At 62.0% G+C, this 24,411-nt stretch carries 24 protein-coding genes; 11 read left to right on the plus strand and 13 right to left on the minus strand.

What is annotated here, in order from left to right:
- On the plus strand, positions 1-693 hold the full coding sequence (locus tag FFR93_RS34860; protein WP_138396527.1) for a FadR/GntR family transcriptional regulator: 693 nt from the start codon (positions 1-3) through the stop codon (positions 691-693).
- A gap of 20 nt (positions 694-713) precedes the next feature.
- Positions 714-1,688 carry an NAD(P)-dependent oxidoreductase gene (locus FFR93_RS34865; RefSeq protein ID WP_138396528.1) on the plus strand — a complete coding sequence of 325 codons (975 nt, stop codon included), beginning with the start codon at positions 714-716 and terminating at the stop codon, positions 1,686-1,688.
- A 67-nt stretch (positions 1,689-1,755) separates the two neighbouring features.
- On the opposite strand, the gene FFR93_RS34870 is transcribed toward FFR93_RS34865, so the two are convergent.
- The 7 genes from FFR93_RS34870 to FFR93_RS34900 form a co-directional block, all read right to left on the minus strand.
- On the minus strand, positions 1,756-2,832 hold the full coding sequence (locus FFR93_RS34870; protein ID WP_138396529.1) for an ABC transporter ATP-binding protein: 1,077 nt from the start codon (positions 2,830-2,832) through the stop codon (positions 1,756-1,758).
- Positions 2,832-3,941: an ABC transporter ATP-binding protein gene (locus tag FFR93_RS34875; protein ID WP_138396530.1), complete on the minus strand. Its 1,110-nt coding sequence runs from the start codon at positions 3,939-3,941 to the stop codon at positions 2,832-2,834. The genes FFR93_RS34870 and FFR93_RS34875 overlap by 1 nt, the downstream gene beginning before the upstream one ends.
- Positions 3,938-4,141, minus strand: coding sequence for a hypothetical protein (locus tag FFR93_RS34880; RefSeq protein ID WP_138396531.1), 204 nt, complete (start codon positions 4,139-4,141; stop codon positions 3,938-3,940). The genes FFR93_RS34875 and FFR93_RS34880 overlap by 4 nt, the downstream gene beginning before the upstream one ends.
- On the minus strand, positions 4,138-5,097 hold the full coding sequence (locus tag FFR93_RS34885) for a carbohydrate ABC transporter permease (RefSeq protein ID WP_064709700.1): 960 nt from the start codon (positions 5,095-5,097) through the stop codon (positions 4,138-4,140). Before FFR93_RS34885 ends, FFR93_RS34880 begins: the two co-directional genes overlap by 4 nt.
- Position 5,098: 1 nt before the next feature.
- On the minus strand, positions 5,099-6,004 hold the full coding sequence (locus FFR93_RS34890; protein ID WP_064713089.1) for a sugar ABC transporter permease: 906 nt from the start codon (positions 6,002-6,004) through the stop codon (positions 5,099-5,101).
- A gap of 157 nt (positions 6,005-6,161) precedes the next feature.
- Positions 6,162-7,472: an extracellular solute-binding protein gene (locus FFR93_RS34895; protein ID WP_138396532.1), complete on the minus strand. Its 1,311-nt coding sequence runs from the start codon at positions 7,470-7,472 to the stop codon at positions 6,162-6,164.
- A gap of 351 nt (positions 7,473-7,823) precedes the next feature.
- Entirely contained in the window at positions 7,824-8,462 is a 639-nt protein-coding gene (locus FFR93_RS34900) for a TetR/AcrR family transcriptional regulator (RefSeq protein WP_171049310.1), read from the minus strand.
- A 99-nt stretch (positions 8,463-8,561) separates the two neighbouring features.
- On the opposite strand from FFR93_RS34900, the gene FFR93_RS34905 reads away from it, so the two are divergent.
- From FFR93_RS34905 to FFR93_RS34920, 4 genes are read left to right on the plus strand one after another with little or no spacing between them, the layout of a single operon-like run.
- Positions 8,562-9,758 (plus strand): Tm-1-like ATP-binding domain-containing protein, encoded by a 1,197-nt coding sequence (locus tag FFR93_RS34905; protein WP_138396533.1) that lies wholly within the window; start codon positions 8,562-8,564, stop codon positions 9,756-9,758.
- Between the two features lie 12 nt (positions 9,759-9,770).
- Positions 9,771-10,613 (plus strand): phosphoenolpyruvate hydrolase family protein, encoded by an 843-nt coding sequence (locus tag FFR93_RS34910; protein ID WP_138396534.1) that lies wholly within the window; start codon positions 9,771-9,773, stop codon positions 10,611-10,613.
- Between the two features lie 23 nt (positions 10,614-10,636).
- Positions 10,637-11,050 (plus strand): cupin domain-containing protein, encoded by a 414-nt coding sequence (locus FFR93_RS34915; protein WP_138396535.1) that lies wholly within the window; start codon positions 10,637-10,639, stop codon positions 11,048-11,050.
- A gap of 30 nt (positions 11,051-11,080) precedes the next feature.
- Complete coding sequence (locus FFR93_RS34920; RefSeq protein ID WP_138396536.1) at positions 11,081-12,271, plus strand: Xaa-Pro peptidase family protein; 1,191 nt, start codon at positions 11,081-11,083, stop codon at positions 12,269-12,271.
- 73 nt (positions 12,272-12,344) lie between these two features.
- On the opposite strand, the gene FFR93_RS34925 is transcribed toward FFR93_RS34920, so the two are convergent.
- Together FFR93_RS34925 and FFR93_RS34930 are read right to left on the minus strand one after the other, a co-directional pair.
- Positions 12,345-12,938, minus strand: a complete 594-nt coding sequence (locus FFR93_RS34925) for a DJ-1/PfpI family protein (protein ID WP_064693160.1) — start codon at positions 12,936-12,938, stop codon at positions 12,345-12,347.
- Between the two features lie 54 nt (positions 12,939-12,992).
- On the minus strand, positions 12,993-13,691 hold the full coding sequence (locus FFR93_RS34930) for a GntR family transcriptional regulator (RefSeq protein ID WP_064709693.1): 699 nt from the start codon (positions 13,689-13,691) through the stop codon (positions 12,993-12,995).
- Positions 13,692-13,787: 96 nt separating this feature from the next.
- On the opposite strand from FFR93_RS34930, the gene FFR93_RS34935 reads away from it, so the two are divergent.
- Genes FFR93_RS34935 through FFR93_RS34950 form a run of 4 tightly spaced genes read left to right on the plus strand, consistent with a single transcriptional unit; the run spans position 13,788 to position 18,427 of the window.
- The gene (locus tag FFR93_RS34935; protein ID WP_138396537.1) at positions 13,788-14,822 is read left to right on the plus strand and encodes an Ldh family oxidoreductase; all 1,035 of its coding nucleotides are present in this window, start codon (positions 13,788-13,790) and stop codon (positions 14,820-14,822) included.
- On the plus strand, positions 14,819-16,048 hold the full coding sequence (locus FFR93_RS34940) for an iron-containing alcohol dehydrogenase (protein ID WP_138396538.1): 1,230 nt from the start codon (positions 14,819-14,821) through the stop codon (positions 16,046-16,048). Before FFR93_RS34935 ends, FFR93_RS34940 begins: the two co-directional genes overlap by 4 nt.
- Before the next feature lie 14 nt (positions 16,049-16,062).
- Positions 16,063-17,550, plus strand: a complete 1,488-nt coding sequence (locus tag FFR93_RS34945) for an NAD-dependent succinate-semialdehyde dehydrogenase (RefSeq protein WP_138396539.1) — start codon at positions 16,063-16,065, stop codon at positions 17,548-17,550.
- Positions 17,551-17,560: 10 nt separating this feature from the next.
- Positions 17,561-18,427: an alpha/beta hydrolase gene (locus tag FFR93_RS34950; RefSeq protein WP_138396540.1), complete on the plus strand. Its 867-nt coding sequence runs from the start codon at positions 17,561-17,563 to the stop codon at positions 18,425-18,427.
- 93 nt (positions 18,428-18,520) lie between these two features.
- On the opposite strand, the gene FFR93_RS34955 is transcribed toward FFR93_RS34950, so the two are convergent.
- Positions 18,521-19,846: an FAD-binding oxidoreductase gene (locus FFR93_RS34955; RefSeq protein ID WP_138396541.1), complete on the minus strand. Its 1,326-nt coding sequence runs from the start codon at positions 19,844-19,846 to the stop codon at positions 18,521-18,523.
- A 235-nt stretch (positions 19,847-20,081) separates the two neighbouring features.
- Between FFR93_RS34955 and FFR93_RS34960 the strand changes: the two genes are divergently transcribed.
- On the plus strand, positions 20,082-20,558 hold the full coding sequence (locus FFR93_RS34960; RefSeq protein ID WP_064709736.1) for an Lrp/AsnC family transcriptional regulator: 477 nt from the start codon (positions 20,082-20,084) through the stop codon (positions 20,556-20,558).
- A 340-nt stretch (positions 20,559-20,898) separates the two neighbouring features.
- Here the strand turns inward: FFR93_RS34960 and FFR93_RS34965 are convergent, their stop codons facing one another.
- Genes FFR93_RS34965 through FFR93_RS34975 form a run of 3 tightly spaced genes read right to left on the minus strand, consistent with a single transcriptional unit; the run spans position 20,899 to position 24,364 of the window.
- A complete protein-coding gene (locus FFR93_RS34965) occupies positions 20,899-22,554 on the minus strand; it encodes an ABC transporter ATP-binding protein (protein WP_138396542.1) in 1,656 nt (551 codons plus the stop codon).
- Complete coding sequence (locus FFR93_RS34970) at positions 22,551-23,417, minus strand: ABC transporter permease (protein WP_138396543.1); 867 nt, start codon at positions 23,415-23,417, stop codon at positions 22,551-22,553. The genes FFR93_RS34965 and FFR93_RS34970 overlap by 4 nt, the downstream gene beginning before the upstream one ends.
- Positions 23,414-24,364 carry an ABC transporter permease gene (locus FFR93_RS34975; protein ID WP_138396544.1) on the minus strand — a complete coding sequence of 317 codons (951 nt, stop codon included), beginning with the start codon at positions 24,362-24,364 and terminating at the stop codon, positions 23,414-23,416. The genes FFR93_RS34970 and FFR93_RS34975 overlap by 4 nt, the downstream gene beginning before the upstream one ends.
- Positions 24,365-24,411 lie beyond the last annotated feature (47 nt).

The raw sequence follows: 24,411 nt of genomic DNA on the forward strand, positions 1-24,411 counted from the left end.
ATGAAAGAAAATTCCCTCCTCTCGGATCTCGCCGCACACCTTTTTTCGAACTCGAGCGGCAATGGCCGTACGCCATCGGAGCGCGAACTTGCGGAACATTTCACCGTCAGCAGGGGCCAGATCCGCGAGGCACTGGCGATCCTGGAGGCAATGCGCATCGTCGAGCGTCGAGCCAAGTCGGGCATCTACCTGACGACGACGGAGGCGAGCGTGGAGGCAATGGCGCTTTTTGCCCGCGCCGGCGTTCCGCTTGATCCCATCCTGATCTACGAGACGGTGGAGCTTCGCAAGATCCACGAGATCAAGGCCGCCGAACTCGCCTGCGACCGGGCGACGGAGGAGAATTACCAGCGCCTGCGCGATATCCTCGCCGCGTCCGAGGGGAAGCTAGCCGCGGGCGAGGGGCTGGCGCGCGAGGATCGGGATTTCCATCTGGAGATCGTGCGAGCCACCAAGAATAGCGTCTTCTATCGGGTTTGCAGCGTCTATTACGTCATGGGCGAGCACCGCCTGCCGATCTATTTTGCCGATGCCGCCCGCAGCCGGCGCTCGCATGAGGAGCATATCCGCATCTACGAGGCGCTGCTTGCCCGGGACGGTAATCTCGCCCAGGCGCTGATGAGCGCGCATCTTCAGGGTGCAGAAAGCTATTGGAAGGGTCTCATCGGCGGTCCAGCTACGGCGGCCGGATAGGCGTACCGGCGGGAGGGCCGATGAGCTTCATCTTTTCGACACATCCATTGCACCCCGCGGCCACGGCCATGCTTGAGGCTGCAGGTGATCTGCGCGTGGCTTCCGCACCCGATCCCGAAACGCTGCTGCGAGAAGGCCGCGGCGCGGGCATTATTGTCGTGCGCGCGCCGATCCCCCCGGCCTTCTTCGAGGATGCGCCGGCGCTTCGCGCGGCGATCCGCCATGGTGCCGGCCTCGACATGGTGCCGATGGAGGCGGCGACCCGAGCCGGCGTGCTTGTCGCCAACGTGCCGGCTGTCAATGCGTCGACCGTCGCCGAGCACGTCTTGCTGGTGACATTGGCTCTGCTGAGGCGTTTCCGCCAAATGGACCGGGACCTGCGTCAGAACGGCTGGGCAGCAGGCCGCGCCCAGTCGGATGCGGCCGTCGACCTCGGCGGCCGCACTATGGGCATCGTCGGTATGGGCAACGTCGGCAAGGCGATCTTCAAGATCGCGAAGTTCGGTTTCGGCCTGGAGGTGGTCGCCACGAGCCGGTCGCCGGAAAACATGCCGGAGGGCGCGCGTTTCCTGGCAATCGATGAGCTTGTCGCGAGTGCCGACGTCCTCGTGCTCTGCTGCCCACTGACGCCGGAGACGACTGGCTTGCTCAATGCCAGGCGCATCGGCCGCATGAAGCCCGGCGCCATTCTGGTCAACGTCTCGCGCGGACCGGTGGTCGATGACGCCGCGCTGATCGAGGCGCTGCGGGACGGCCGCATCGGCGGGGCGGCGCTCGATGTCTTTGCAACGCAACCGCTGCCGCTCGATCATCCCTATTTCGGCTTTGCCAACGTCATCGTCACGCCGCATCTGGCTGGCCTAACGGAAGAGAGTATGATGCGCATGGGAACAGGCGCGGCCAACGAAGCGCTGCGGGTCATCAAGGGCGACTTGCCGGTCAATTTACGCAATCCCGAAGTGATAGACCACTACCGTCGGCGCTTTCCGGCATAAGCGGCATGCGGGAATGCCGGCTGTCCTGCCGCGGCCAGAGCAGCAGGCATCTTTTGCACCGATCAGGTCAGCCCGCGTGCCGCAGGCTTACGCCGCTTCCGGCATCAAACAGCACGACCTTTTCCGGATTCCACGAAAAACGAACCGTATCTTCGATGCGAAGCACCGTCTGCGTCGGCACGGTCGCGTGGATGAACCTCTCGCCGGTGCGTAGCGTCACGATCTTTTCGACACCATGGTTTTCCACGTCGTGCACCCGTGCTTCCCCCGGCGCACCGCTGTCGAGGAAGATGTCCTCTGGGCGGATGCCGAAGGTGAGCGGGCGACCGTCTGTCTCGATCCCGTGGCCGTTGCCAAGCGGCAGCCGGTACCCCTCGCTGGCTACTGCCTCGCCGCCGGCAAGCGTGCCGGCGATCAGGTTCATCGGCGGTGAACCGACGGCGCGCGCTACGAACGTGTTGACCGGGTTCCGGTAGATCTCCTGCGGTGTCCCTGTCTGCACCAGTTGGCCGTTGTTCAGAACCCCGATCTTGTCGCCCATCGACATAGCTTCTATCTGGTCGTGGGTGACGAAGAGAAAGGTCGCGCCGAGGTTCATCTGCAGGTTCTTCAACTCCGTGCGGAGTGCTTCGCGAAGCTTTGCGTCGAGAGCCGAAAGCGGTTCGTCCATCAGGAAGACCCGGGGCTTGCGCACGATGGCACGGCCGATCGATACGCGCTGCATCTCGCCTCCCGACAGCCGGTCAGTCTTGCGGTCGAGGAGATGCTCGATGCGCAGGGTCTTCGCAACCCGAGCGACGCGCTCCTTGATTTCCTGGGGCTCAATGCGGCGGATACGGGATTTTAATGGAAATTCCAGGTTCTCCCGTACCGTATAGCGCGGGTAGAGCGAGTACTGCTGGAGCACCAGGGCCACGTCTCGCTCGGCGGCGCCCCAGTCGGCGACGTCGTGCCCGTCGATGTAGATCTGGCCTGCCGTCGGTTTTTCGAGGCCGGCGATCAGGCGAAGCGTCGTTGTCTTGCCGGCCCCAGTCTGCCCGAGCAGCACGAAAAACTCGCCGTCAGCGATATCGATGTTCAGGTTTTTCAGTGCCGTGTGGTTGCCGAAAGTCTTGGTGATGCCCTTGAGTTCGATATGCGCCATCAGAGTCTGATCCCAAGCGATGAACCGGTTGTCGTGTTGAAGAAATGCGCCTGGGCGGGGTCGATGCGTGCCCAGACGGCTTGGCCCGGACCGGGCACGAAACCGCTTTTGGTTCGTGCCCTGATCATCTGCTGGCCGACCTTCAGGTCTACGATGTCGTGCGAGCCGAGCGGCTCGATAATATGCGCCTCGACCGGCACGAAGCCCTCACGTGCCTCTCGTGAAACGATCACCCCCTCCGGCCGAACCCCGAGTGTCAGCTGGCCGTTCTCGGCCCTTGCGTCCGAGAGGCGATTGGTCAGTACGGCGGGGAACTCGAAGCCCGTTGTCCCGGCGCTGACCTGCACGCTCGTGCGGTCGCCCGTTTGGCTGACGGTCGCCGGCGCCATGTTCATGACCGGGCTTCCGACAAACTGTGCGACGAACATGTTGGCGGGTTGCCCGTAAACCTCTTCCGGCGTGCCGACCTGCTGGAGGATGCCCTCGTGCATGATGACGATGCGGTCTGCGAGCGACATGGCCTCCACCTGGTCATGCGTCACGTAGATGGTGGTTGAACCCTGCTTGATATGCAGACGCTTGATTTCTGCCCGCATCTCCTCTCGCAGCTTCGCGTCCAGCGCACCAATCGGCTCGTCCATCAGCATGGCCTTTGGTCGTCGCACCAGCGCGCGGCCGATTGCCACGCGCTGCATGTCGCCCCCTGACAGCGCTGAAGGCTTGCGGGCCAGCAGACCGGTGATGCGCAGCACCGCGGCGATCTCGCGGACCGCCTTATCAACATCTGCGCGGCTCATCCGGGTGGCGCGGAGCGGGAAGGCGATGTTTTCGTAGACCGTCATGTGCGGGTAGAGCGAGAAGGATTGGAACACCATGGCGATGTCCCGGCCGGATGCCTTGATATGCTGCACCGGCTGCCCGTCGATCAGGATGTCGCCTTCGTCTATCGTCTCCAAGCCCGCGACGGCGCGCAATGTCGTCGTCTTGCCGCAGCCCGATTGGCCGAGCAGCACGATGAACTCGTTGTCGGCGATGGCGAGATTGAGGTCTTTAATGACCTGGACGGCACCGAAATATTTCTGGATGGCGCGTAATTCAATCTGAGTCATGAGCGGCCCCCTTCGTCTGGTTGCGCGTCCCGGGGGATTTTGGTCGTCACCATGAAGGCGATCAGTCCGACGAGCGTCATCGTCATGCCGTAGCGGTGCAGGAACAGGTTCCAGGGCTGGCAGAGCGCGATAATGCCCAGGATCATCAGATACTGCGAACCGGGCTCGAGATATTTCTGGTTGAAGGCGCGCAAGGTCATTTGCGGATCGCTCCGAAGCTCATGCCGCGCAGGAGATGGTTCCTGAGCAGGAAGGTGAATATGGCAACCGGCAGCAGGAACAGGAACGTACCGGCCGCAATGACCGTCCAATCCGGCAGGCCGGAGCCGACCTGGCTCGGAATGAAGGGTGGGGCGGTTTGCGCGCGCCGGTTCGTCATGATCAACGCAAACGCATATTCGTTCCAGGCCGTGATGAAGCAGAAGACCGCGGTCGCGGCGATGCCGGTCGCCGCTTCCGGGATGACGATCTTGAAAAAGGCCTCCATCCGCGTGTAGCCGTCGACGAGCGCGGCCTCCTCATATTCCTTCGGAATTTCGTCGATGAAACCCTTCATCAGCCAAACTGAGAAGGAAAGGTTGAAGGCGGTGTAGAGGATGATGAGTCCCCAATGCGTGTCGTTGAGGCCGACGGCGCGGTACATGAGGAACATCGGGATCGCCACGACGACGGGCGGCAGCATGCGCGTCGACAGGATGAAGAAGAGCAGGTCCGCCTCCCCCTTCACTCTGAAGCGAGAGAAACCGTAGGCTGTGAAAGTTCCCATGCCGACCGCCAGCACCGTGGACGTGATGGCGACGAACAGCGAGTTCATGAAGCGGTTCGGATAGCCGGATGGCTGGACCTCGCCGCGGCCGGAGCGGACGATCTTCTCGCCGCCATCGAACACCATCCGCTCCCACCAGGGGGCGGCGGCATATTCTTCGGGCGTCGGGACCCCGCGCAGTTGCGAGCGCTTGGTGAAAAGCTTCACGAAGGGCGAGAGTTCCGGCTCGAAGAGCACCGTCGGCGGGATGGTGGTGGCGAGGTTGCGAGGCTTGAAGGCCGTCGAGGTGATCCAGTAGATCGGCGCCAGGAAGATCAGCGTAATGATCAGCACTGCGGCGATCGCGACCCGGTTCAGCGCGCGTTCGGAGCGGGTTTGAACGGCCGCCATCTCAGCGCTCCTTCACTTTGTTGAGGTACTTCACGTAGATGTTGGTGATGGCGAGGATCATGATGAGCACGATATAGGCCAGTGCGCAGGAGCGCCCCGTCTGCCATTCCTGGAAGGCCATCTTGTAGAGCCGGATGGAGATCACCTCGGTCGTCGGCTGGCTGGTCAGGATGTAGGCCAGGTCGAACGTCTTGAAGGCTTCCATCGTACGGAAGATGATTGCGATCATCAGGATCGGCGCCACAAGCGGCAGCGTGATGCGGAAGAAAGTATAGAATGGTCCTGCCCGATCGATCGCCGCTGCCTCGTAGAGGTGTTTTGGCACGGCAGAAAGACCGGCAAGAGACAGCAGCATCACGAAGGGCGACCACATCCAGATATCGGTGATTGCGACCGCATAGAGCGCCACATCCGGATTCGACAACCACTCGAAGGAGCCGAGGCCGAGTGTGTAGTTGATGATGCCAAAGGAGGGATCGTAGAGCAGCTTCCAGAAGAGGCCGACCACTGCCATTGAGAGCATCATCGGCAGCAGCAGCAGCGTCGTCAGAAGGCCCTTCAGCGGAATGTCGCGATTGAGCAGCATCGCCGTGCCGAAGCCGACGATCACCTGCCCCGTCACAGAGACGATCACATATTTGGCGGTGATGGCGAAATTCGACCAGATGAAGGGATCGTTCAGCAGCTCGCGGTAGTTCTGCAGGCCGACGAACCTGGCCGCCGCGTTCGACGAGGCACGAAAGTCCGTGAAGGAATAGCCGAGCGAATAGATCAGCGGAAAGATGTTGAAGACGATCAGGAACAGGATCGTTGGAATAATGAACAGATTGCGAATGCGGATATCGCTCATGCCGCGGGATGCGGCACGCGATTTCGTGTCGAGTGATGTCATGACTGCGGTGGCCAATCCTCTCCTCCTCCGAGAGTTCGGCGCCGGATGCCGGAAAGGCATCACGATGCGCGAAGTGAATGCCGGGCGCCGCGCCCTCTCGAGCCGCGCCTTTCGGCGCGGGATGCAGAATGAAATGGGAGGGGCGGCACGGCCCCTCCGCTGCTCGCGTTTGCTATTTGTTGCGTCCGTATTTCTTGAACGTCGCGTTCCAGTCCGCTGCCAGAGCGTCGAGCGCTTCCTTCGCCGTGCCTTGGCCGGCGGTGACGAAGGGATAAATGCGCTGGTTCATCTGGATCAGCAGTTCGGCATATTCAGGAGTTGCCCAGAAATCTTTCACCTTGAACATGGTCTCGTAGAAAGCCTTGTTGTAAGGTGTCGCGTTCTGAAACTCCGGGGATTCAAGCACTTTGGCGCTTGCCGTGTAGCCGCCGAGCTCCGCCCAGCGCTTCTGGGTCTCGTCCTTGACGAACCATTCGAGGAATTTCATCGCCTCTTCCTGGTTCTTTGAATAGGAGATGATCGATATCCCCTGCCCACCGAGCGCTGCGAACTGCTCGCCGTTCGGGCCCGCCGGATTGGCAAAGAAGCCGGTAACCTTGGCGTTAGGGTTCGACGCCTCGTTCACCAGAGCCGGGAAGAAGGCGAAATAGTTCATGCTCATCGCCGCCAGGTTCTCGGTGATCGCCTGGTTATTCTCGACGAAGAAGGACTTTGCCCAACCGGGAGGCGTAAAGCCGTAGAGCTCGCGATACAATTCGAGCGCCTTGACGTTCTTCTCCGAGTTGATGATGCCATCAACCTTGTAGTTCTGGTAATCGCCGAGTTCGCCTCCAAACGAGAAGATCGCGTTTTCGACCCCCATGACGAGGCCGTCGTAAGAATTGTCGGTATAGATGGCGATGCCGTAGCGCTTCTGGTCTGGACGGTGGAAGAACTCGGCGATGTCGCGCATTTCCGCCCATGTCTTCGGCGGGGCGAGGTCGTAACCGTATTTGGCCTTGAACGCCTCCATCTCCTTGGGGTCCTCGAACCAGTCCTTGCGGTAGGACCAGCCGACGGCGTCACCTTCTGCGGGGATTGACCAGTACTTCTTCGAGTTCGCCGGATACTCGGAGTAGTACTTCACTGTTGCCGGAGCCATCACCTGAGTCAAATTATGCTTCGTGAAGAATTCGGTCAGATCGACGTAATGTCCTGCTTCTGACGCCGCCCCGATCCATTGGCTGTCGCCGACGACCAGGTCATAGGCTGAACCTTTTGCGTTGAATTCGGTGAAGGCCTTGGTCTGGAAGTCGGCCCATGGTGTGGTCTCGACAGTGACCTTGACGCCGGTTTCAGCCTCGTATTCGTTTGCGAGCTCCTGAAGATAATTTGCCGGGTCCCACTCGGCCCAGAAAATCGTCAGTTCCTGGGCCTGTGCGGACGTTCCGCAGGCCCACATCAATCCGACACCGGCAACGAGACCGGTCATAGTTTTGCGCATAACGTTTCCTCCCATTTATGCACCTTCCCGCGTCGTCGCGGGCCTCCCGATCCGGCTTCTTGATCCTTCTGGGTGGATTTCGTACTGGAGTCCTCCCCGACCCCAGCGCGTTCAGATCTCAAGCCTGAATATTATTCCCTGATCTGGTAGTACCAAACTCCATTACCGTCAAGAGCGACCCTGGAGAGAGCTTTCAACTTCGGCTCTTCTTCCAGACTTCTGGATATATTCCCGCATCTGCGGCTTACCTGATGCAGTTACGTCGGGCGGCCTCAAATTCCTTGTCGCCAATCCCGGCCATAATGCAGAACAATTACTTCATCTGGTCTAGCCAGTTGGCGGCCCGCGATCTCATGCTCTACCCTCCGCCTGCCGTAGCGCGCTGTCGACGAGCGCCTTGGCGGCCCACTCGGCAACAGATTGCGCGCCTTCGGAGGTCAGGCCCCAGATATCCTTCAACACGATCAGCACCTCGACGCCGAATACGAGCGAAAGTGCCTGAGCGAGGCGTTCCCGGGCTTCGGGCGGTACGGTGCCCTGCAAGGGCGCCGTAACGCACCTCAGCAGGTCGACCCGGTGGCCGCGCGTGAACAGCGGCTCGTTGCCGAGCGTGCCCGCCTGGCGCTGCGCCCACTGGTCCAGCGAAAGTTTCAGCGCCGCCTTGAAGGTGGCCTCAAACTCGTCGATGCGCGGCATCGCTGTCGCCAAAAGGTCGGCGACGCGGGCGCGTGCATCCGGACTGTCGGACGACCAGCCGAGTATCGGCCCCAGAGCCTCATCTACCACGGCATGCACCAGCGCGGCCTGGCTCGGAAAGTAACGGTAGGCGGTCGCCCGCGAGACTTCGGCAGCCTCGGCCACTTCGCTGACCGAGGGAGTAATGCCGGACTGCATGAGCCGCGTTGCCGTTTCGAGCATCAGTTTTCGCGTGCGGGCTCGCGGGCCTCGCTCGGTCCTGGCTGTTTCGTTCTGTTGACGTGAGACATCCATATCTTTATGATACGCACGTCTCACAAATTTGCAAGGGCCCATCGCTTTGCTCCAGACGTGGGATATGCTGGGAGGGACCCACCCGGTCGCGGAGGGGAAATGAAGCAGATCTACGTGGTCGGTACGGCCGACACGAAGGGCGAGGAGCTTGCTTATCTCGCCGCTTGCATCGAGGCGGCGGGCGGGGTTGTCGTACGCGTCGACGTCGGCATCCGTGAGGCCCGGACCGCTGTCGATGTGAAGGCCGATACGGTAGCCGCATATCATCCCGACGGTGCTGAAGCCGTCCTTGCCTGTGGGGACCGCGGAAGGGCAGTCGAGGCGATGGGCATTGCCTTCGCGCGCTTTCTCGCGGACTGCCAGGACATTGCCGGCATTATCGGCATCGGCGGAGGCGGGGGCACCTCGATCATTACCGCAGGCATGCGCCAATTGCGGCTCGGCCTGCCAAAGATCATGGTCTCGACGCTCGCCTCCGGCAATGTCGCTCCTTATGTCGATGTTTCCGACATCGTAATGATGCCGTCGGTCACGGACATGGCGGGGATGAACCGGCTGAGCCGGGTCATCCTTCACAACGCGGCCCAGGCGATTACGGCCATGTCACGCCGTCCGGCTGAGGTGGCGGCATCGAAACCGGCGCTCGGGCTTACCATGTTCGGCGTTACCACAGCTGCCGTATCCGCCATAGTCGAGCGCCTCCGGGCGGACTATGACTGCCTGGTCTTCCATGCTACCGGCACGGGCGGACGCGCGATGGAGAAGCTTGCCGACAGCGGCGTGATCTCAGGCGTGCTCGACATCACGACCACCGAGGTCTGCGACCTGCTTTTCGGAGGCGTCTTGCCTGCCACCCCGGACCGCTTCGACGCGATTGCCCGCACGGGCCTGCCTTATGTCGGTTCGGTCGGTGCGCTCGATATGGTGAACTTCTGGGCTCCGGATCCCGCCCCCGAACGCTATGCCGGGCGGCTGTTTTACCGCCACAATCCGAACGTCACCTTGATGCGCACGACGTCGGCCGAATGCGCGCAGATTGGCCGCTGGATCGGCGAGAAGCTCAACCTCTGCCACGGCCCCGTCTGCTTCCTCATTCCCGAGAAGGGCGTCTCGGCCCTCGATATCGAAGGCGGTGCGTTCTTCGATCCGCAAGCCGACGCCGCGCTCTTTGCCGCGCTCGAGGCGACGGTGAAGCCGACGGCGTCGCGACGTATTGTTCGACTGCCGCTCCATATCAACGATCCGGATTTCGCAGAAGCCGCCGTCGCGGCCTACCGTGACATCGCCAACCCCTGAGAGACAAAATCGATGCCAGCCATACCGCGCAAAACCATCCTCGAAAAATTTCACGGCATGATCGCAGCCGGCGTGCCGATCGTCGGCGGCGGTGCCGGCACCGGCATCTCCGCCAAGGCCGAGGAGGCAGGCGGCATCGACCTTATCATTATCTACAATTCTGGGCGCTACCGCATGGCGGGACGCGGTTCGGCGGCCGGACTGCTGGCCTACGGCAACGCCAACGAGATCGTGAAGGATATGGCGCTCGAAGTGTTGCCGGTCGTGAAAAAGACGCCGGTGCTCGCCGGCGTCAATGGCACGGATCCGTTCGTGCTGATGCCGCGGTTCCTGGCTGAGCTGAAGGCCATGGGCTTTTCGGGTGTCCAGAACTTCCCCACGATCGGCCTCTTCGATGGCCGGATGCGGCAGAGTTTCGAGGAGACAGGCATGAGCTACAATCTGGAGGTCGAGATGATTGCGACCGCCCACGGGCTCGATCTGCTGACGACGCCCTATGTCTTCGACGAGAGCGAGGCTATCGCGATGACCCTTGCCGGCGCCGACATCGTCGTGGCGCATATGGGGGTGACGACCGGCGGCACGATTGGCGCCACATCCGGCAAGTCGCTCGATGACTGCGTCGACGAGATCACCGCGATCGCAAACGCGGCGCGGTCCGTGCGCGACGACGTCATTGTGCTCTGCCACGGCGGTCCCATCTCCATGCCGGAGGACGCGCGCTACATCCTCGAGCGTTGTGCCGGCTGCCATGGCTTCTATGGTGCAAGCTCGATGGAGCGATTGCCGGCAGAGGCGGCAATCCGCAAGCAAACGGAAGATTTCAAGGCGCTCGCCATCGGTGCGGTCGTCTGAGGAAGATCTTGGAGGAGGGGTTCATGGTGAAGGACAATTACTTTATCTATCCGGAGGATGTCAGCGCCTTCGGTTTCGACTGGGGCAAGCTGTCGCTGACCGTGGCGCCCGAAGTCAACGGCGCCAGCCGCTTTTCCGGCGGGGTCGTCGAACTGCCAAGTGGCGAAGGCCATTCCCGTCACAATCATCCGGGCGCGGAGGAAATCATCTTCGTCATTTCCGGCGAGGGCGAGCAGATGGTCGAGGACGAGAGCGGTAATCCGGTGACGCGGAAGGTCACCAGCGGCTGCACGATCTATATTCCTGAAAGTCGCTTTCATTCGACGAAGAACACCGGTGGCGGGCCGATGCTCCTCTTCGTGGTCTACTCACCGGCCGGGCCGGAGCTTGCTCTGCGCGATTTGCCGGACTTCCGTCTGCTGCCGCAGCGCCGGTGAGGCGGGCATCCATTTTGTGGGAGGAAAGCAATGAACGACAATGCAGGGCAGACAAGGCAGGCCGCCGTGGCACCGTTCGATACGGCCAAGCTCGACCGTCTCATGGAGCAAGCCGGTTTCGACGTCATCGTCGCCACCTCCAAACACAACACGCAATATCTCATGGGTGGCTACAAGTTCATCTTCTTTGCCGCCATGGACGCGATCGGGCACAGCCGTTACCTGCCCATAGTCATTTATGAGAAAGGCGCGCCTCATCACTCCGCCTATGTGGGGAACCGCATGGAAGGCTCAGAGCACCAGAACAATCCATTCTGGACGCCCGCGGTGCATACGGCAGCCTGGGGCACGCAGGATGCAGCCGGACTTGCCGTCGAGCACCTGAAGAAAATCGGCAAGGCCGGCGGGCGCATCGGCATCGAGCCGGCCTTCCTTCCATCCGATGCCCGCGATGTCCTTGCCTCTCGGCTGGATGGCGCGCAGTTTGTCGATGCCACACATGTGTTGGAGCGGTTGAGGGCCGTCAAGACGCCGGATGAACTGGCAAAGCTCAGACGCGCCTCCGAGCTGATCACCGACTCGATGCTGGCGACGATCGCTGGCGCCCGCGCTGGTTCGACGAAACTGGAGATCATCGAGCAACTGCGACGGGAGGAAACGAACCGGGGGCTGCACTTCGAATATTGCCTGCTCACGCTCGGCGCCAGTCACAACCGGGCGGGCTCGCCGCAGGCCTGGGTCGAGGGCGAGATCCTGTCGATCGATTCCGGCGGCAACTATCTCGGATATATCGGCGACCTCTGCCGCATGGGTGTGCTCGGCGAGCCGGATGCGGAGCTGGAGGATCTTCTGGCCGAAGTCGAAAGCATCCAGCAAGCGGCCTTTGCCAAGGTCAGGGCAGGGGCTGCGGGCAGTGAAATGATCGTGGCAGCGGAAGCCGAACTCAAGGCCTCGCCGTCGGCGGCCTTCACCGATTTCTTCTGCCATGGCATGGGCCTTATCAGCCACGAAGCGCCTTTCCTCATGACGAACCACCCCGTCGCCTATGAGGGAATCGATGCCGACAAGCCGCTGGAAGCCGGCAGCGTGATCTCGGTCGAGACGACGATGCTTCACCCGAAGCGCGGGTTCATCAAGCTGGAGGATACGCTCGCCATCACTGATGGCGGCTATGAAATGTTCGGCGACCGTGGCCGCGGCTGGAACCGCGGCGGCGTGTGATTGCAAGGCCAGAGGTAATGAAAGGCCCGGCAGGTGTCACTGCCGGAGCGTTTCGAGTCTTGGCGCCGTCGTCTCAGGTGTGGCGGATCTCCGTTCCCAGCACCTTCAGGCATTCGCGCATGAAGGCGGCGAGCGCCGTCCAACCCTTGGCCGAGACCATCGTCCCATCGACATAGGCTTCAGTGGGCGAGAGGTCGATGTAGGTTCCGCCCGCCAGCGTGACCTCGGGTTCGCAGGCTCCAAGCGCACCCACCTTCTTGCCGCGAACGACACCGTCGACTGCTATCAGGATCTGGACCCCGTGGCAGATGGTGAAAATAGGTTTCCTGTACTCATGGAAGTGACGCACCATCGCCTGCACCCGCTTGTCAGTGCGGATATATTCAGGTCCGCGCCCGCCAGCGCAGTAGACGGCATGATACTGGTCGAGCTGGTCCTCTGCTTCTGAAAACGTCTTGTTGATGGTGACGTTGTGCCCGAGCTTTTCTGTGTAGGTCTGATCGCCTTCGAAATCGTGCAGCGACGTCCGGAGAATGTCGCCGGCCTTCTTGTCCGGGCAAACGACGTGCACCGTGTGCCCGACCGCCTCCATCGCTTGCTGAAAGACGAAGATTTCGTACTCCTCGGTGAAATCGCCGGTGAGCATCAGGATTTTCTTGCCTGCCATGAGTTCTCCTCCTCGTTGTCAGATCGACAGGCACGTCCTTGCCTGCCGGGTGGATCAAATGTCGTCGAACGCCGGCAATAGCCGGTCGCGCGAATGTTCGATGTGGATGCGCATTGCATCCGCAGCCGCGCCGGGGTCGCGCGCCGCAAAGGCGTCGAGCAACGTCTGATGCTCGCCGAGTGCCTCCTCGGTGACACGGCGATGAAACATCAGGCGGAAGATGTGGAAATGCGTGTGCTGGAATGCCAGCATCTCTCGGATCAACTCGTTGCCGGCAAATTCCATGATGCGGTCGTGGAAAATAGCGTCGTTGCGGGCGAAGGCCGAATAGTTCGCCCGCTCGTCCCTTTTGTCGCTCCGTGTCATCACGCCTGCGGCCTCCGTCAGGATGGCCAGTTTTTCCTCGTCCATCGCCTGGGCCGCCTTCGCAGCGCCGGCGGGTTCCAGCAGCAGACGAAGTTCATAGAGCTCGTCGAAGCGGTGGCGCGTGATCTGGGGCGCAGCCCGGTAGCCGACGAGATGCTGCTTGACGACCAGGCCTTCGCCTTCAAGTCGGCCGAGAGCTTCGCGGATCGGAGTGTGGGAGACGTTGAACTCCCTGACCAGGTTGTCGACGGTGATGCGCGCGCCCGGCGCGATTTTCAACGACATGAGTTGGTTGAAGATCGCCTCGTAGACGTCAACTGCCAGGCTGTTGGCGCGCGGTATCTGTGTCGTTGCCGTTGAAGGTTCTCTGAGTCTCGTCGAAATCATCTGCTGCCTTGCCTCTTGACAGGTTCAATCGCTAGCACGATGCTGCGTTCAAGACAATCCTATATCCTATACGATTTTATATAGGGAGGAGAAATGATGCGAGTTTCCGAAGCGGCAGCCCTCGCGCTTGCCACCCGCCTGCTGGAAGAGCATGGCGCACCGCGTGACCATGCGGCGCTGCAGGCCCGCGTCCTGGTAACGGCCGAAATGAAGGGACACGCCTCGCATGGCCTGTACCGGCTCCCGCGCCTGGTCGAAAGGATCGCGCGCGGTGTCGTCGACCCGCAAACGAAGGGAACACAGCGCTGGCGGGCGGATGCGGTGCTGGAGGTCGAGGGTTCGGCGGGATTTGGCCCCGTCGTCGCCATGGCCGCGATCGAGCGGCTGGCGCCTCATATTCCTGATCTTGGTATCGGCCTGATTGCCGTGCGCAATGCGAACCATCTCGGCATGCTCGCGCATTACGTCGAGGCCATCGCTGCGATGGGGTTGGTCGGCATCGCGCTCTCGTCGAGCGAGGCGTTGGTCCATCCCTTCGGCGGTACACAGGCTATGCTCGGCACCAACCCCATCGTCATTGGCGTTCCGACTGCCGAGGACCCTTTCGTACTCGACCTTGCCACCAGCATCGTGCCGATGGGCAGGATCCATCATCACGCGGCGACCGGCAGGCTTATTCCCGAGGGATGGGCGCGCGATGCGGCCGGCAAGCCGACGACCGATCCGAGGCGTGCCAAGGCCGGCGCGATTGCGCCGTTCGGCGGTGCGAAGGGCTATGGCCTCGGCATTGCCATCGAGCTGCTGGTGGCGGCTCTTGCAGGCTCGGCGCTTGCACCTGAAGTGCACGGCACGCTCGATAGCCAGTCGCCATGCAACAAGGGCGACGTTTTCATCTTGATCGAGCCCAGCCTGGCACCCGGGCTTCCGGCGCAGCTGTCAGCCTATCTCGATGCCGTGCGTGCCTCACCATCCGAGGTGGCTGGCGAACCGATTCGCGTCCCCGGCGATCGCGCCCGCCAGCGGCGTGCGGCCGCCAGCCGCAACGGTTTTGAGATCGACCAGCGCCTCTGGGATGACCTCAACGCGCTTTCCCCCTCCCGCGTTCTGGCCTTCGAGGGACAAAGATCATGAGCCTGTTTGCCGCCTTGAGGCTGCCGCGGGAGATCCTGTTTGGCATCGGCCAGCGCCATGCGCTCGCGAGCGTCGCCAGCAGGACCGGCTGGCGCGCTCTCGTCTGCACGGACGCGCGTTTTGCCGCAACGCCCGTCTTCGCGGAAATGATCGCCGCCGTCGAAGCCGCCGGCATCGCTGTACTGGTCCATGATCAGACGCTGCCGGACGTGCCGCGCGATACGGTCGCAGTTTGCGTCGAGGCCGCGCGCGCCTTTGAGCCCGATATGGTGATCGGCATCGGCGGTGGCAGCTGCCTCGACATGGCGAAATGCGCCTCGCTGCTTCTTGCTCATGGCGGTGCGCTGGCCGACTACTATGGTGAGTTCAAGGTGCCTGCCCCCGTCCTGCCGGTCATCGCCGTGCCGACGACGGCAGGCACCGGTTCCGAGGTGACGCCGGTTGCGGTCGTTTCCGATCCCGATCGTATCCTGAAGGTTGGCATTTCGAGCCCGTATCTCATCGCAACCGCGGCGATCTGTGATCCGGAACTCACCTTATCCTGCCCGCCCGGGCTTACGGCGGTTGCCGGGGCGGGTGCGCTGACGCATGCCATCGAAGCGTTCACGGCGATGCGCCGCCCCGGCGATCCGGAGCTTGCGCAGCAGCATGTCTTTGTCGGCAAGAGCGACCTCTCCGACCAGTTCGCGCTGTATGCTATCCGGCTCCTGAGCCGGAGCTTGGAAAGGGCCTTCAACGACGGTTCGGACATCGACGCGCGCGCCGATGTGATGATGGGCGCGCTCGCAGCCGGCTGCGCCTTCGGGACTGCGGGCACCGCTGCGGCCCATGCGGTGCAATATCCGGTCGGCGCCCTGACCCATACGCCGCATGGGCTCGGGGTGGCGACCATGCTTCCCTATGTGATGACATTTAATCGGCGGGTCGCTGCCGCGGAAATTGCCGCTGTCGGTAGGGCGCTCGGCCTCGATCCCGCCGGAGTGGAGAACGACTTCACACTGGCCGATGCCGCGATCGACGAGGTGAGCCGCCTTTTTGCGGCGATCGGCATTGCGCCGACGCTCGCCAGGCTCGGCCTGCCGGAAGACCGGATTGACTGGGCGGCCGAGCAGGCGCTCGGCATCGGCCGGCTGATCAAGAATAATCCACGTCCCCTCGATCCGGACGCCATGCGCGGCCTGGTTCGGGCCGCTTATGACGGCGACCTGGCCGCTTCCGCACTCTGACCTGGGAAATCATCATGAACGTGAACCAGCATTCGCCGCATCCAGACCACGATCCCTTCGGGCTGAGCGCGTTTTCCCGCGGCCTCTATATTGGCGGCGAGTGGCGGCCTGCAGCGGGCGAGGGACGGATCCAGGTGATCGATCCCTCGACAGAAGCGGTCATTGCCGCCGTGCCGGATGGGACCCTTGCGGATGCGGCAGCGGCCGTCGAGACTGCGGCGAGCGCCGCGGAAAGCTGGCGCGAGACCCCGCCGCGGAAGCGGTCCGAGATCCTGCGCCGCTGCTTCGAACTTATGGTGGAGCGCTCCGAAGCGCTTGCGAGGCTCATTTCGCTCGAGAACGGAAAGGCGTTGCGCGACGCGCGCGGCGAGGTGGCCTATGCAGCGGAGTTCTTTCGGTGGAACGCCGAGGAGGCGGTGCGCATCTCTGGTGAGTTCGGTATCGCCCCGGCCGGTGGAAACCGGATCGTCGTCGATTACCAGCCTATCGGCGTCTGCGTTCTCATCACACCGTGGAATTTCCCCGCCGCGATGGCGACCCGCAAGATTGCGCCAGCCCTTGCCGCAGGCTGCACCGTCATCCTGAAGCCGGCGAGCGAGACGCCGTTGACGGCCTATGCGCTTGCGGCTCTCTACGAGGAGGCTGGGGTGCCGCCGGGCGTCGTGAACGTGATGACAACATCGACGCCAGGCCCCGTCATCGCCGCCATGCTGGCCGACCCGCGGGTGCGAAAACTCTCCTTTACAGGCTCGACGGGCGTCGGCCGCACGCTTCTGGCGGAAGCGGCGAAAAATGTCATCTCCTGCTCCATGGAACTCGGCGGCAACGCGCCATTCATCGTTTTCGATGACGCGGACATTGACGCGGCGATCGACGGGCTGATGGTTGCGAAAATGCGCAATGCCGGTGAGGCCTGCACGGCTGCGAACCGCATTTATGTCCAGTCCGGTATCCACGATGCCTTCGCGGAAAAATTTACTCGACGCATGGCCGCCCTCAGGGTCGGTCCGGGCGTAGATCCGGATACCGAGTGCGGTCCGATGATCACACGCAAGGCGGTGGAGAAGATCGACCGCCTTGTTGCGGACGCCACTTCCCGCGGTGCTCGCGCTCTCTGCGGCGGACGAACATTGGCAGGACGGGGCTTTTTCTATCCGCCGACGGTGCTTGTCGATGTTTCCCCGGCCTCTGACATGGGCTGTGAGGAGATTTTCGGCCCCGTCGCGCCGCTCTACCGTTTCGAGAGCGAGGCAGAGGTCATCGCTGCCGCCAACAATACGGAGTATGGTCTCGCCGCCTACATCTATACCCGCGACATTGGTCGTGGCATGCGCGTCGCCTCCAAGGTCGAGGCGGGCATGATCGCGCTCAATCGTGGACTGGTCTCCGATCCCGCTGCCCCCTTTGGCGGCGTGAAGCAGAGCGGCCTCGGACGTGAAGGAGGGCAGCACCACGGTATCGCAGAGTTCATGGAAGCCAAGTACATTGCGACGAGCTTCTGAGGAGTAGCCTGTGGCCGCCGATCCGTTCCGCATCCGTGACCATGTCTCAGATTTCGACGAGATTGTCGGCGATATCCGTGCCCGCAGCCTTGCGACGCGGCGCACTGTTACAATGGAAGCCAACATTGCCTATGGGGCTGGACCGGGCGAGACGCTCGACATCTTCCTGCCAAGCGATGCCGGCTCGGACATGCCGATCCACATGTTCATCCATGGTGGCTATTGGCGGATGTTTTCCAAGGAAGACTATTCCTGCGTCGCTGAGACTATCACCGGGGCTGGCGCGGTCGCGGCCATCGTCGATTATTCCTTGATGCCCGGCGTGAGAATGGACGTCCTGGTTGGTCAGGTCCTGAAAGCCAAGGCTTTCCTGCTGGCGCATGCGGATCGTTTTGGCGCCACGCCGAAGCAGTTCTCCGTCAGCGGTCACTCCGCCGGCGCACATCTTGCAACCTTTCTCTTCCATCGCTCGCCAGCGCCTTCGGGCGTGGATGCTGCTTTCCTGCTCGGCGGCCTATATGACCTCGAACCGCTTCAGACCTCCTTCCTTAGTGAGGAGATCGCCTTGAGCGACGAGGAGGTGCGACGGTTTACGCCGATGCGCCACGAGCACGATCCTGCAACGCGCGTCGCTATCATGACCGGCGACCTGGAAACTGATCCATTCAAAATTCAGGCAAATGCGTTCAGGAAGGTTCTCGCCGCCCAAGGGCTTGAAGTGCGGGAATCGCATGTCGCAGACGGGAACCACATGAGCACGGTGCGTGACCTCGCCGTCGCTGGCACAGCTGTGGCGGGAGTATTGCGCGCCACAATTGCCAATGATGCCGGTGAGGGATCGAAGAGACAACCTAGCCCTGACCGCCGCTTTTCGTGATCGTGGCAGTCGAAGAGTGATGCATCGGCTGCTATGGCAGGTACAAGGTCGTGCCGATCCGCGTCGTCGAACGTCGCGAAGGCCGACCGGGTCCTAGAAATCAGCTACTTTGCCCCAGGCGGACGCTGCGAAGCGGCTGGGATGGTAGGGCCGGGGATCGACAATTGGCTCATCACCCGTGACGATGTCGGCAATCAGATGGCCGGCGCCGGGTCCGATGCCGAAACCGTGGCCGCTGAAACCGGCAGCGAGGATGAATCCGGGAAGGGTGGCGATCTCGCCGATCCCCGGTACACCGTCTGGCGTGCTGTCGATATAGCCCGCCCAGGCCGCCTTGATTTCGGTATTCTTCAAGGCGGGCAGAAGCTTGAGTGCCCGCGAATGCGTGAGGGCAATGGTCGGCTCATCGACGGCCGGGTCGAGAATGCGCATGCGCTCCATTGGCGTCGGCCTGTCGAGCCGCCACCCTGCCAGCGATTCATGGCCCGAGCGAACTCCCTCCAATCCGCCAGGTGCCAGACTCCGCCAGCGCCGGGCAAACATCGGCAGGAACTGCGGCGCGAAACGAAACTGCTGGGCGGTGGGGTCGACACGGCCGCGGCCGCTGATGGCGATCGTGTAACCGCAGTCGCCGCGGCGTGTCACGGAAACTGCCGATGTGTGCAGTGCATCGGGCAACCCGTTCGCACCTGGTGAAACCGCGAGGATCGACGAGCGGATGGAGGCTTGCGGAAATCGGATGCCGAGCTGGCGGCAGAAGGAGGAGGCCCAGGCGCCGCCGGCCAGGATCGCCACTTTTGTTCGGATGGTGCCATGCTCGGTGACGACACCTGAAACTCTGCCGCCTTCAACGTCGACGCCGCGGGCCGCACAGGACTGATGCACCGTACCGCCGAGCTTCAGGATCGCACGCGCGACGGCAGGCGCGGCGTTTGCAGGATCGGCCGTGCCGTCCGTCGGCGAAAAGACTCCGCCCTTCCACGGGGCGCCGGTGGCCCGCCCGCGTTCCGTTGCCTCTGCGCCGCTCAGCATATGGGTGGTAACGCCGACCGATCGGGCGAAATCGCGCCAGCGCGCCCAGCCGGAAAGTTCCTCCTCGCTATTACTGAGATAGAGGAGACCGCAGCGGCGGAAGCCGGTGTCCTCGCCGGTCTCAGTGGCGAAGCGCTCCCACAGATCCAGGCTCTTCGTCGACATCGGCAACTCCCGGGCGTCGCGGTTTTGCTGGCGGCACCAGCCCCAGTTGCGGCTCGATTGCTCCGCACCGACAAGGCCTTTCTCGACGAGGGCGACCTTCAACCCGCGCCTGGCCAGATAATAAGCCGCGAAAACGCCGACGATGCCGCCGCCGATCACGACCGCATCGGCGGTATCGGGCAGCTTCGGGGTGGTGTCGACGCGAGTGAGCGGTGCGGGCATGGCATGGTCTCCGTGTCAGGCCAGTCTAGCGGATCCGCCGCCGCGACTTTGCCGGAGTTCATGCAGCGACAGCAGAAGATTCCGTCTTGGCGGCAGGCCGGCAGCCATTTGTGCTTCTGCATATCCTCCAACCCGGTCGACACCCCCCTTTGATGTGTTAAGCTCGACGTTGAAAGGAAGCAGCATAATATGCTGCGTCATTGGCGATCTCGAGCAAGCGAAGGCGCGCGTGATGATGAAACTCGACCGGATCGACATAAAAATTCTCTACGAACTGCAGAAGAATGGCCGCGTCACGAATGTGGAACTCGCCGAGCTGGTCAATCTGTCGCCGAGCCCGTGTCTGATGCGGGTGAAGAAGCTGCAGTCGGAAGGTTATATCGAAGGCTATTCTGCTCAGATCAATGTCAGTAAACTCGGCCAGACACTGACCGTGTTCACCGAGATCACGTTGAAGAACCATCGGCAGATCGACTTCGCCCGCTTTCTGGCGGCGATCGAGAAGGTCGACCAAGTGATCGAATGCCATCTGGTTTCTGGCGGCTACGATTATCTGCTGAAATTTGTCACGGCCGGCATCGACGAGTATCAGACGATCATGGAGCGCCTGACCGACCTGGACGTCGGCATCGACAAATATTTCAGCTTCGTCGTCCTGAAATCGCCGATCATCAAAGCCCACATGCCGCTGACCACATTGTTCCCGCATTAGAGCTGTTCCAGCAAAATGGCATAGCGGTTGTGCATCTTTCATCGGTGCTGCGCGGATAGCGGTTCTCTCTGTCGCAGGTTGTTCCACCTATAACTGTAAGCTTCCTACTGGTTGGAACGACTTGCGACAAATCTCATCCTTGCCTTCCAGAGCCCTGTTGGCTGCCACTTGCTGGGGTTCTGCCGTGGAGTCGAGGCTTTCCAGCGCGACCCGACCCGGTGCGCGCTCGATCTGACAAGCTCTTGCTCGGGTTTCAAGGAACGCAGGTCAGTAAGCACAGAACGATTGCGTGATCCCTGAGGCAAATCCGTGCCAAGAATTTTCGCAGTGGAACCGGCACTCAGTGCCGGCAATAGGTCCGCACCAGTTCCGGATCCTGCTGGAGCCCGTCGAGCCAGGCCGGATCGAGCGTTGGCACCGATGAAAAGAGCAGCTGTGAATAGGGGTGTTGCGGCGTCTTCACCGTCGAGGAGGTGATTTCCTCGACCTTGCGGCCTCCGTACATCACAACGATTTCGTCGCAGATCGCCTCTACTACCGAGAGGTCATGGCTGATGAAGATGTAGGAGAGGCCGAGTTCGCGTTGCAACTCCTTGAGCAGATCGATGACTGCGGCGGCAACCACCGTGTCGAGCGCCGAGGTAATCTCGTCGCAGAGGATCAGCTTCGGATCGGCGGCAAGGGCGCGGGCGAAGTTGACACGCTGCTTCTGCCCGCCCGAGAGTTCGCCAGGCCGGCGATGGCGCAGGTTGCGGGGCAGGTGCACCATGTCGAGCAATTGATCGATCCGGGCGCTCCGTGCCTTTCGATCCATGCCGTGGTAAAAGACCAGCGGCCTGGCCAGGATGTCCTCGACAGATTTCGCCGGGTTGAGCGCGGTATCGGCATATTGGAAAACGATCTGCATTTCGCGCAACTGCTCACGTGAGCGCTCACGCGCGCTGCTGCGCAATTCCGTGCCGTCGAAGACGATCTTGCCGACTGCGGCCGGCAGTATCCCGGCGATGGTGCGAGCAAGCGTCGACTTGCCGCAACCGGATTCCCCGATGATGCCGAGATTGCGCCCTCTTTCCACTATCAGGCTTACGTGCTCGACCGCACGAACGAGGGGAAGTCCGTCAGCCTGGCGCTGCCCATAACCAGCGACGACGTCCTCGATCTTCAGGAGCGGCGCCGTCGCGTTCCCTGCAGGACTTGCCGCGCCTCGCGGTTTTGGTTCGAAGGCTGCGAGCAATTGCCGGGTATAGGGGTGCTTCGCATCGTTGAGGATTTCTTCGGTTGTGCCGGTTTCCTGGGTCTCCCCGCCTTTCAACACCACGATGCGGTCGGCGATCTGTGCGACGACGGCGAGGTCGTGCGAGACATAGACGCCTGATATGCCGCCTTTCTTCATGACCGATTTGAAAGCACGCAGAACTTCGATCTGGGTCGTCACGTCAAGCGCGGTCGTCGGCTCGTCGAAGATGACAAGCGTCGGGTCGCCGATGAGCGCCATGGCGGCAGCCAGACGCTGCAGCTGTCCGCCGGAAACCTGGTGCGGATAACGGCTGCCGATCGTTTCCGGTTCGGGCAGGGACAGCGCCCGGAAGAGTTCGATCGCCCGGGTTCGGGCATCTTCCGGCGACATCAGCTGATGAATACGCGTGACCTCGATCACCTGATCCATGATCGATGTGGCAGGGTTGAAGGCGGCTGCGGCCGATTGCGGCACGTAAGCGACCTGGGTGCCGCGTAGTTTGGCGCGCTGCTTTTCGCTGAGCGCAACCATATCCTTGCCGCCGACCGAAACACTGCCGGCGGAAATGCGACAGCCCGGGCGGGTATGGCCCATGAGGGTCAGGGCGATCGTGGTTTTGCCCGAGCCGCTCTCGCCGATCAACGCGACGATCTCGCCCTCGGCAATATCGAGACTGACGCCTTTGATGATCTCGACACGTCGGCCGGAATCGGTGGTTGCTTCGACCTTGAGGTCACGGATTTCTATGAAGTTGCTCATGACTCGCTCCGGTCGCGGATCTTCTGCGGCAGGTTGTCGATCAGCAAGTTGACGCTGATCGTGAGGCTGGCGATGGCAAGTGAGGGAAACATCACCGCTGGCGCGCCGAATGGCAGGCCGCCGACGTTCTCGCGCACGAGTGCCCCCCAATCGGCATAGGGCGGCTGGACGCCGAGGCCAAGGAAGGACAATCCAGACAGCAGCAGAACGATGAAGACAAAACGAATGCCGAGATCGGCAAGCACCGGCCCGACGATGTTGGGGAGGATCTCCGAGCGAATGAGATAGAGGGTACTTTCACCGCGGATGCGCGCAACCGTGATGAAATCCATTGCATTGATGTTGACGGCAAGCGCCCGGGCGAAACGGTAAGCGCCGGGGATGTAGATCACCGACAGCGTCATGATCAGCACTGGGACGGAGGAGCCGACGGCAGCCACGACCACTAGTCCGAACAGCTTGCTCGGGATGGAGTTGAGTGCGTCGAGGAACCGGCTGAGGATTGTATCGAGCCAACCGCCGGCGACCGCTGCGATCATGCCGAGCACCACGCCGCTGAAGCAGGCGATCGTGACCGCCGCCAGCGAGATGCCGACCGTATACCGCGCGCCCATCAGGATCCGCGAGAGCATGTCGCGGCCGAGATAATCGGAGCCGAGCCAGAGTTCACGGCTCATCGGGCCGAAATAGTCGAGATCGACAATCTCGCCGACCGGATAGGGGATGATCAACGGTGCAAAGATTGCCACGAGCGCCCACGAGAGGATGATGGCAAGGCCGATCGCGCCGACGATGTTGAAGCGATAGCGAAACCGGGTTCCGGACAGCCGGCGGGAGGCGGTTTCGGAATGGGACATGGTCATCTTAGCCTCGGGTTTGAAAGGATGGCGATGATATCGGCGATGGTGATCAGGAGCAGGTAGCCAAGGCAGAAGATCATCGCGCAGCTCTGGATCAGCGGCAGATCACGCGTGGCGACGCCATCCAGCATCAGCTTGGCGATACCGGGATAGTTGAAAATGGTCTCGACGATGATGACGCCTCCGAGCAGATAGGAAAGCGACAGCGCAACCGCATTGACGATGGGGCCGAGCGCATTCGGCAGCGCATGGCGAAAGACGATGCGCGGCCGGGAGGCACCCTTGAGCAATGCCATCTCAACATAGGGCGTGTTGAGCGTCTCGATAACAGCCGCGCGCGTCATCCGGATCATCTGGGCGGAGACGACGAAGGTGAGGGTGATCACGGGCATGGCATAGACACGCAACAGGTCGGCCAGACTGTGAACTTCATTGGCGAATGATAGGGCCGGCAGCCATTTCAGATAGACGGCGAAGATGAGCGCGGCAGAGGTCGCGACCATGAATTCCGGTACGGAAATGACGCCGATGGTGATCACGGTGACGATCCGATCATAAAGGGTGCCGCGCAGCATTGCCGCAGTGATCCCGAGCGTGAGCGCGATCGGCACGGAGAAAAGCGCGGTGACGCCGGCAAGTTTCAGCGTGTTGACGAAGCGGCCGGCTATGAGAGCAGCGATCGGCATTTCATTGGCATAGGACGTGCCGAGGTCCCCTTGCAGCAGCCCGACGGACCAGCGAAGGAAACGAAAAAGCGCCGGTTCGTCGAGATGCATGGCTTTGCGCAGGCCTTCCACGGCTTCCGGCGTGGCGGCCTGTCCGAGCAGGATCGTCGCCGTATCTCCGGGCAACAGCGTTGTCGCGAAGAAGACGGCGAAGGAGACGATCACCAGGGTGACCATGGCGACGAACAATCTGCCCAATACAAGGGATAAGACCTGGCGGTTCACGGGCGTCTTCCCTCTGCGTTCGAGTTGAGTTGCATCAATGCAGATGG

The sequence above is a fragment of the Rhizobium sp. MHM7A genome, from assembly GCF_005862215.1.
Lineage (GTDB): Bacteria > Pseudomonadota > Alphaproteobacteria > Rhizobiales > Rhizobiaceae > Rhizobium > Rhizobium bangladeshense.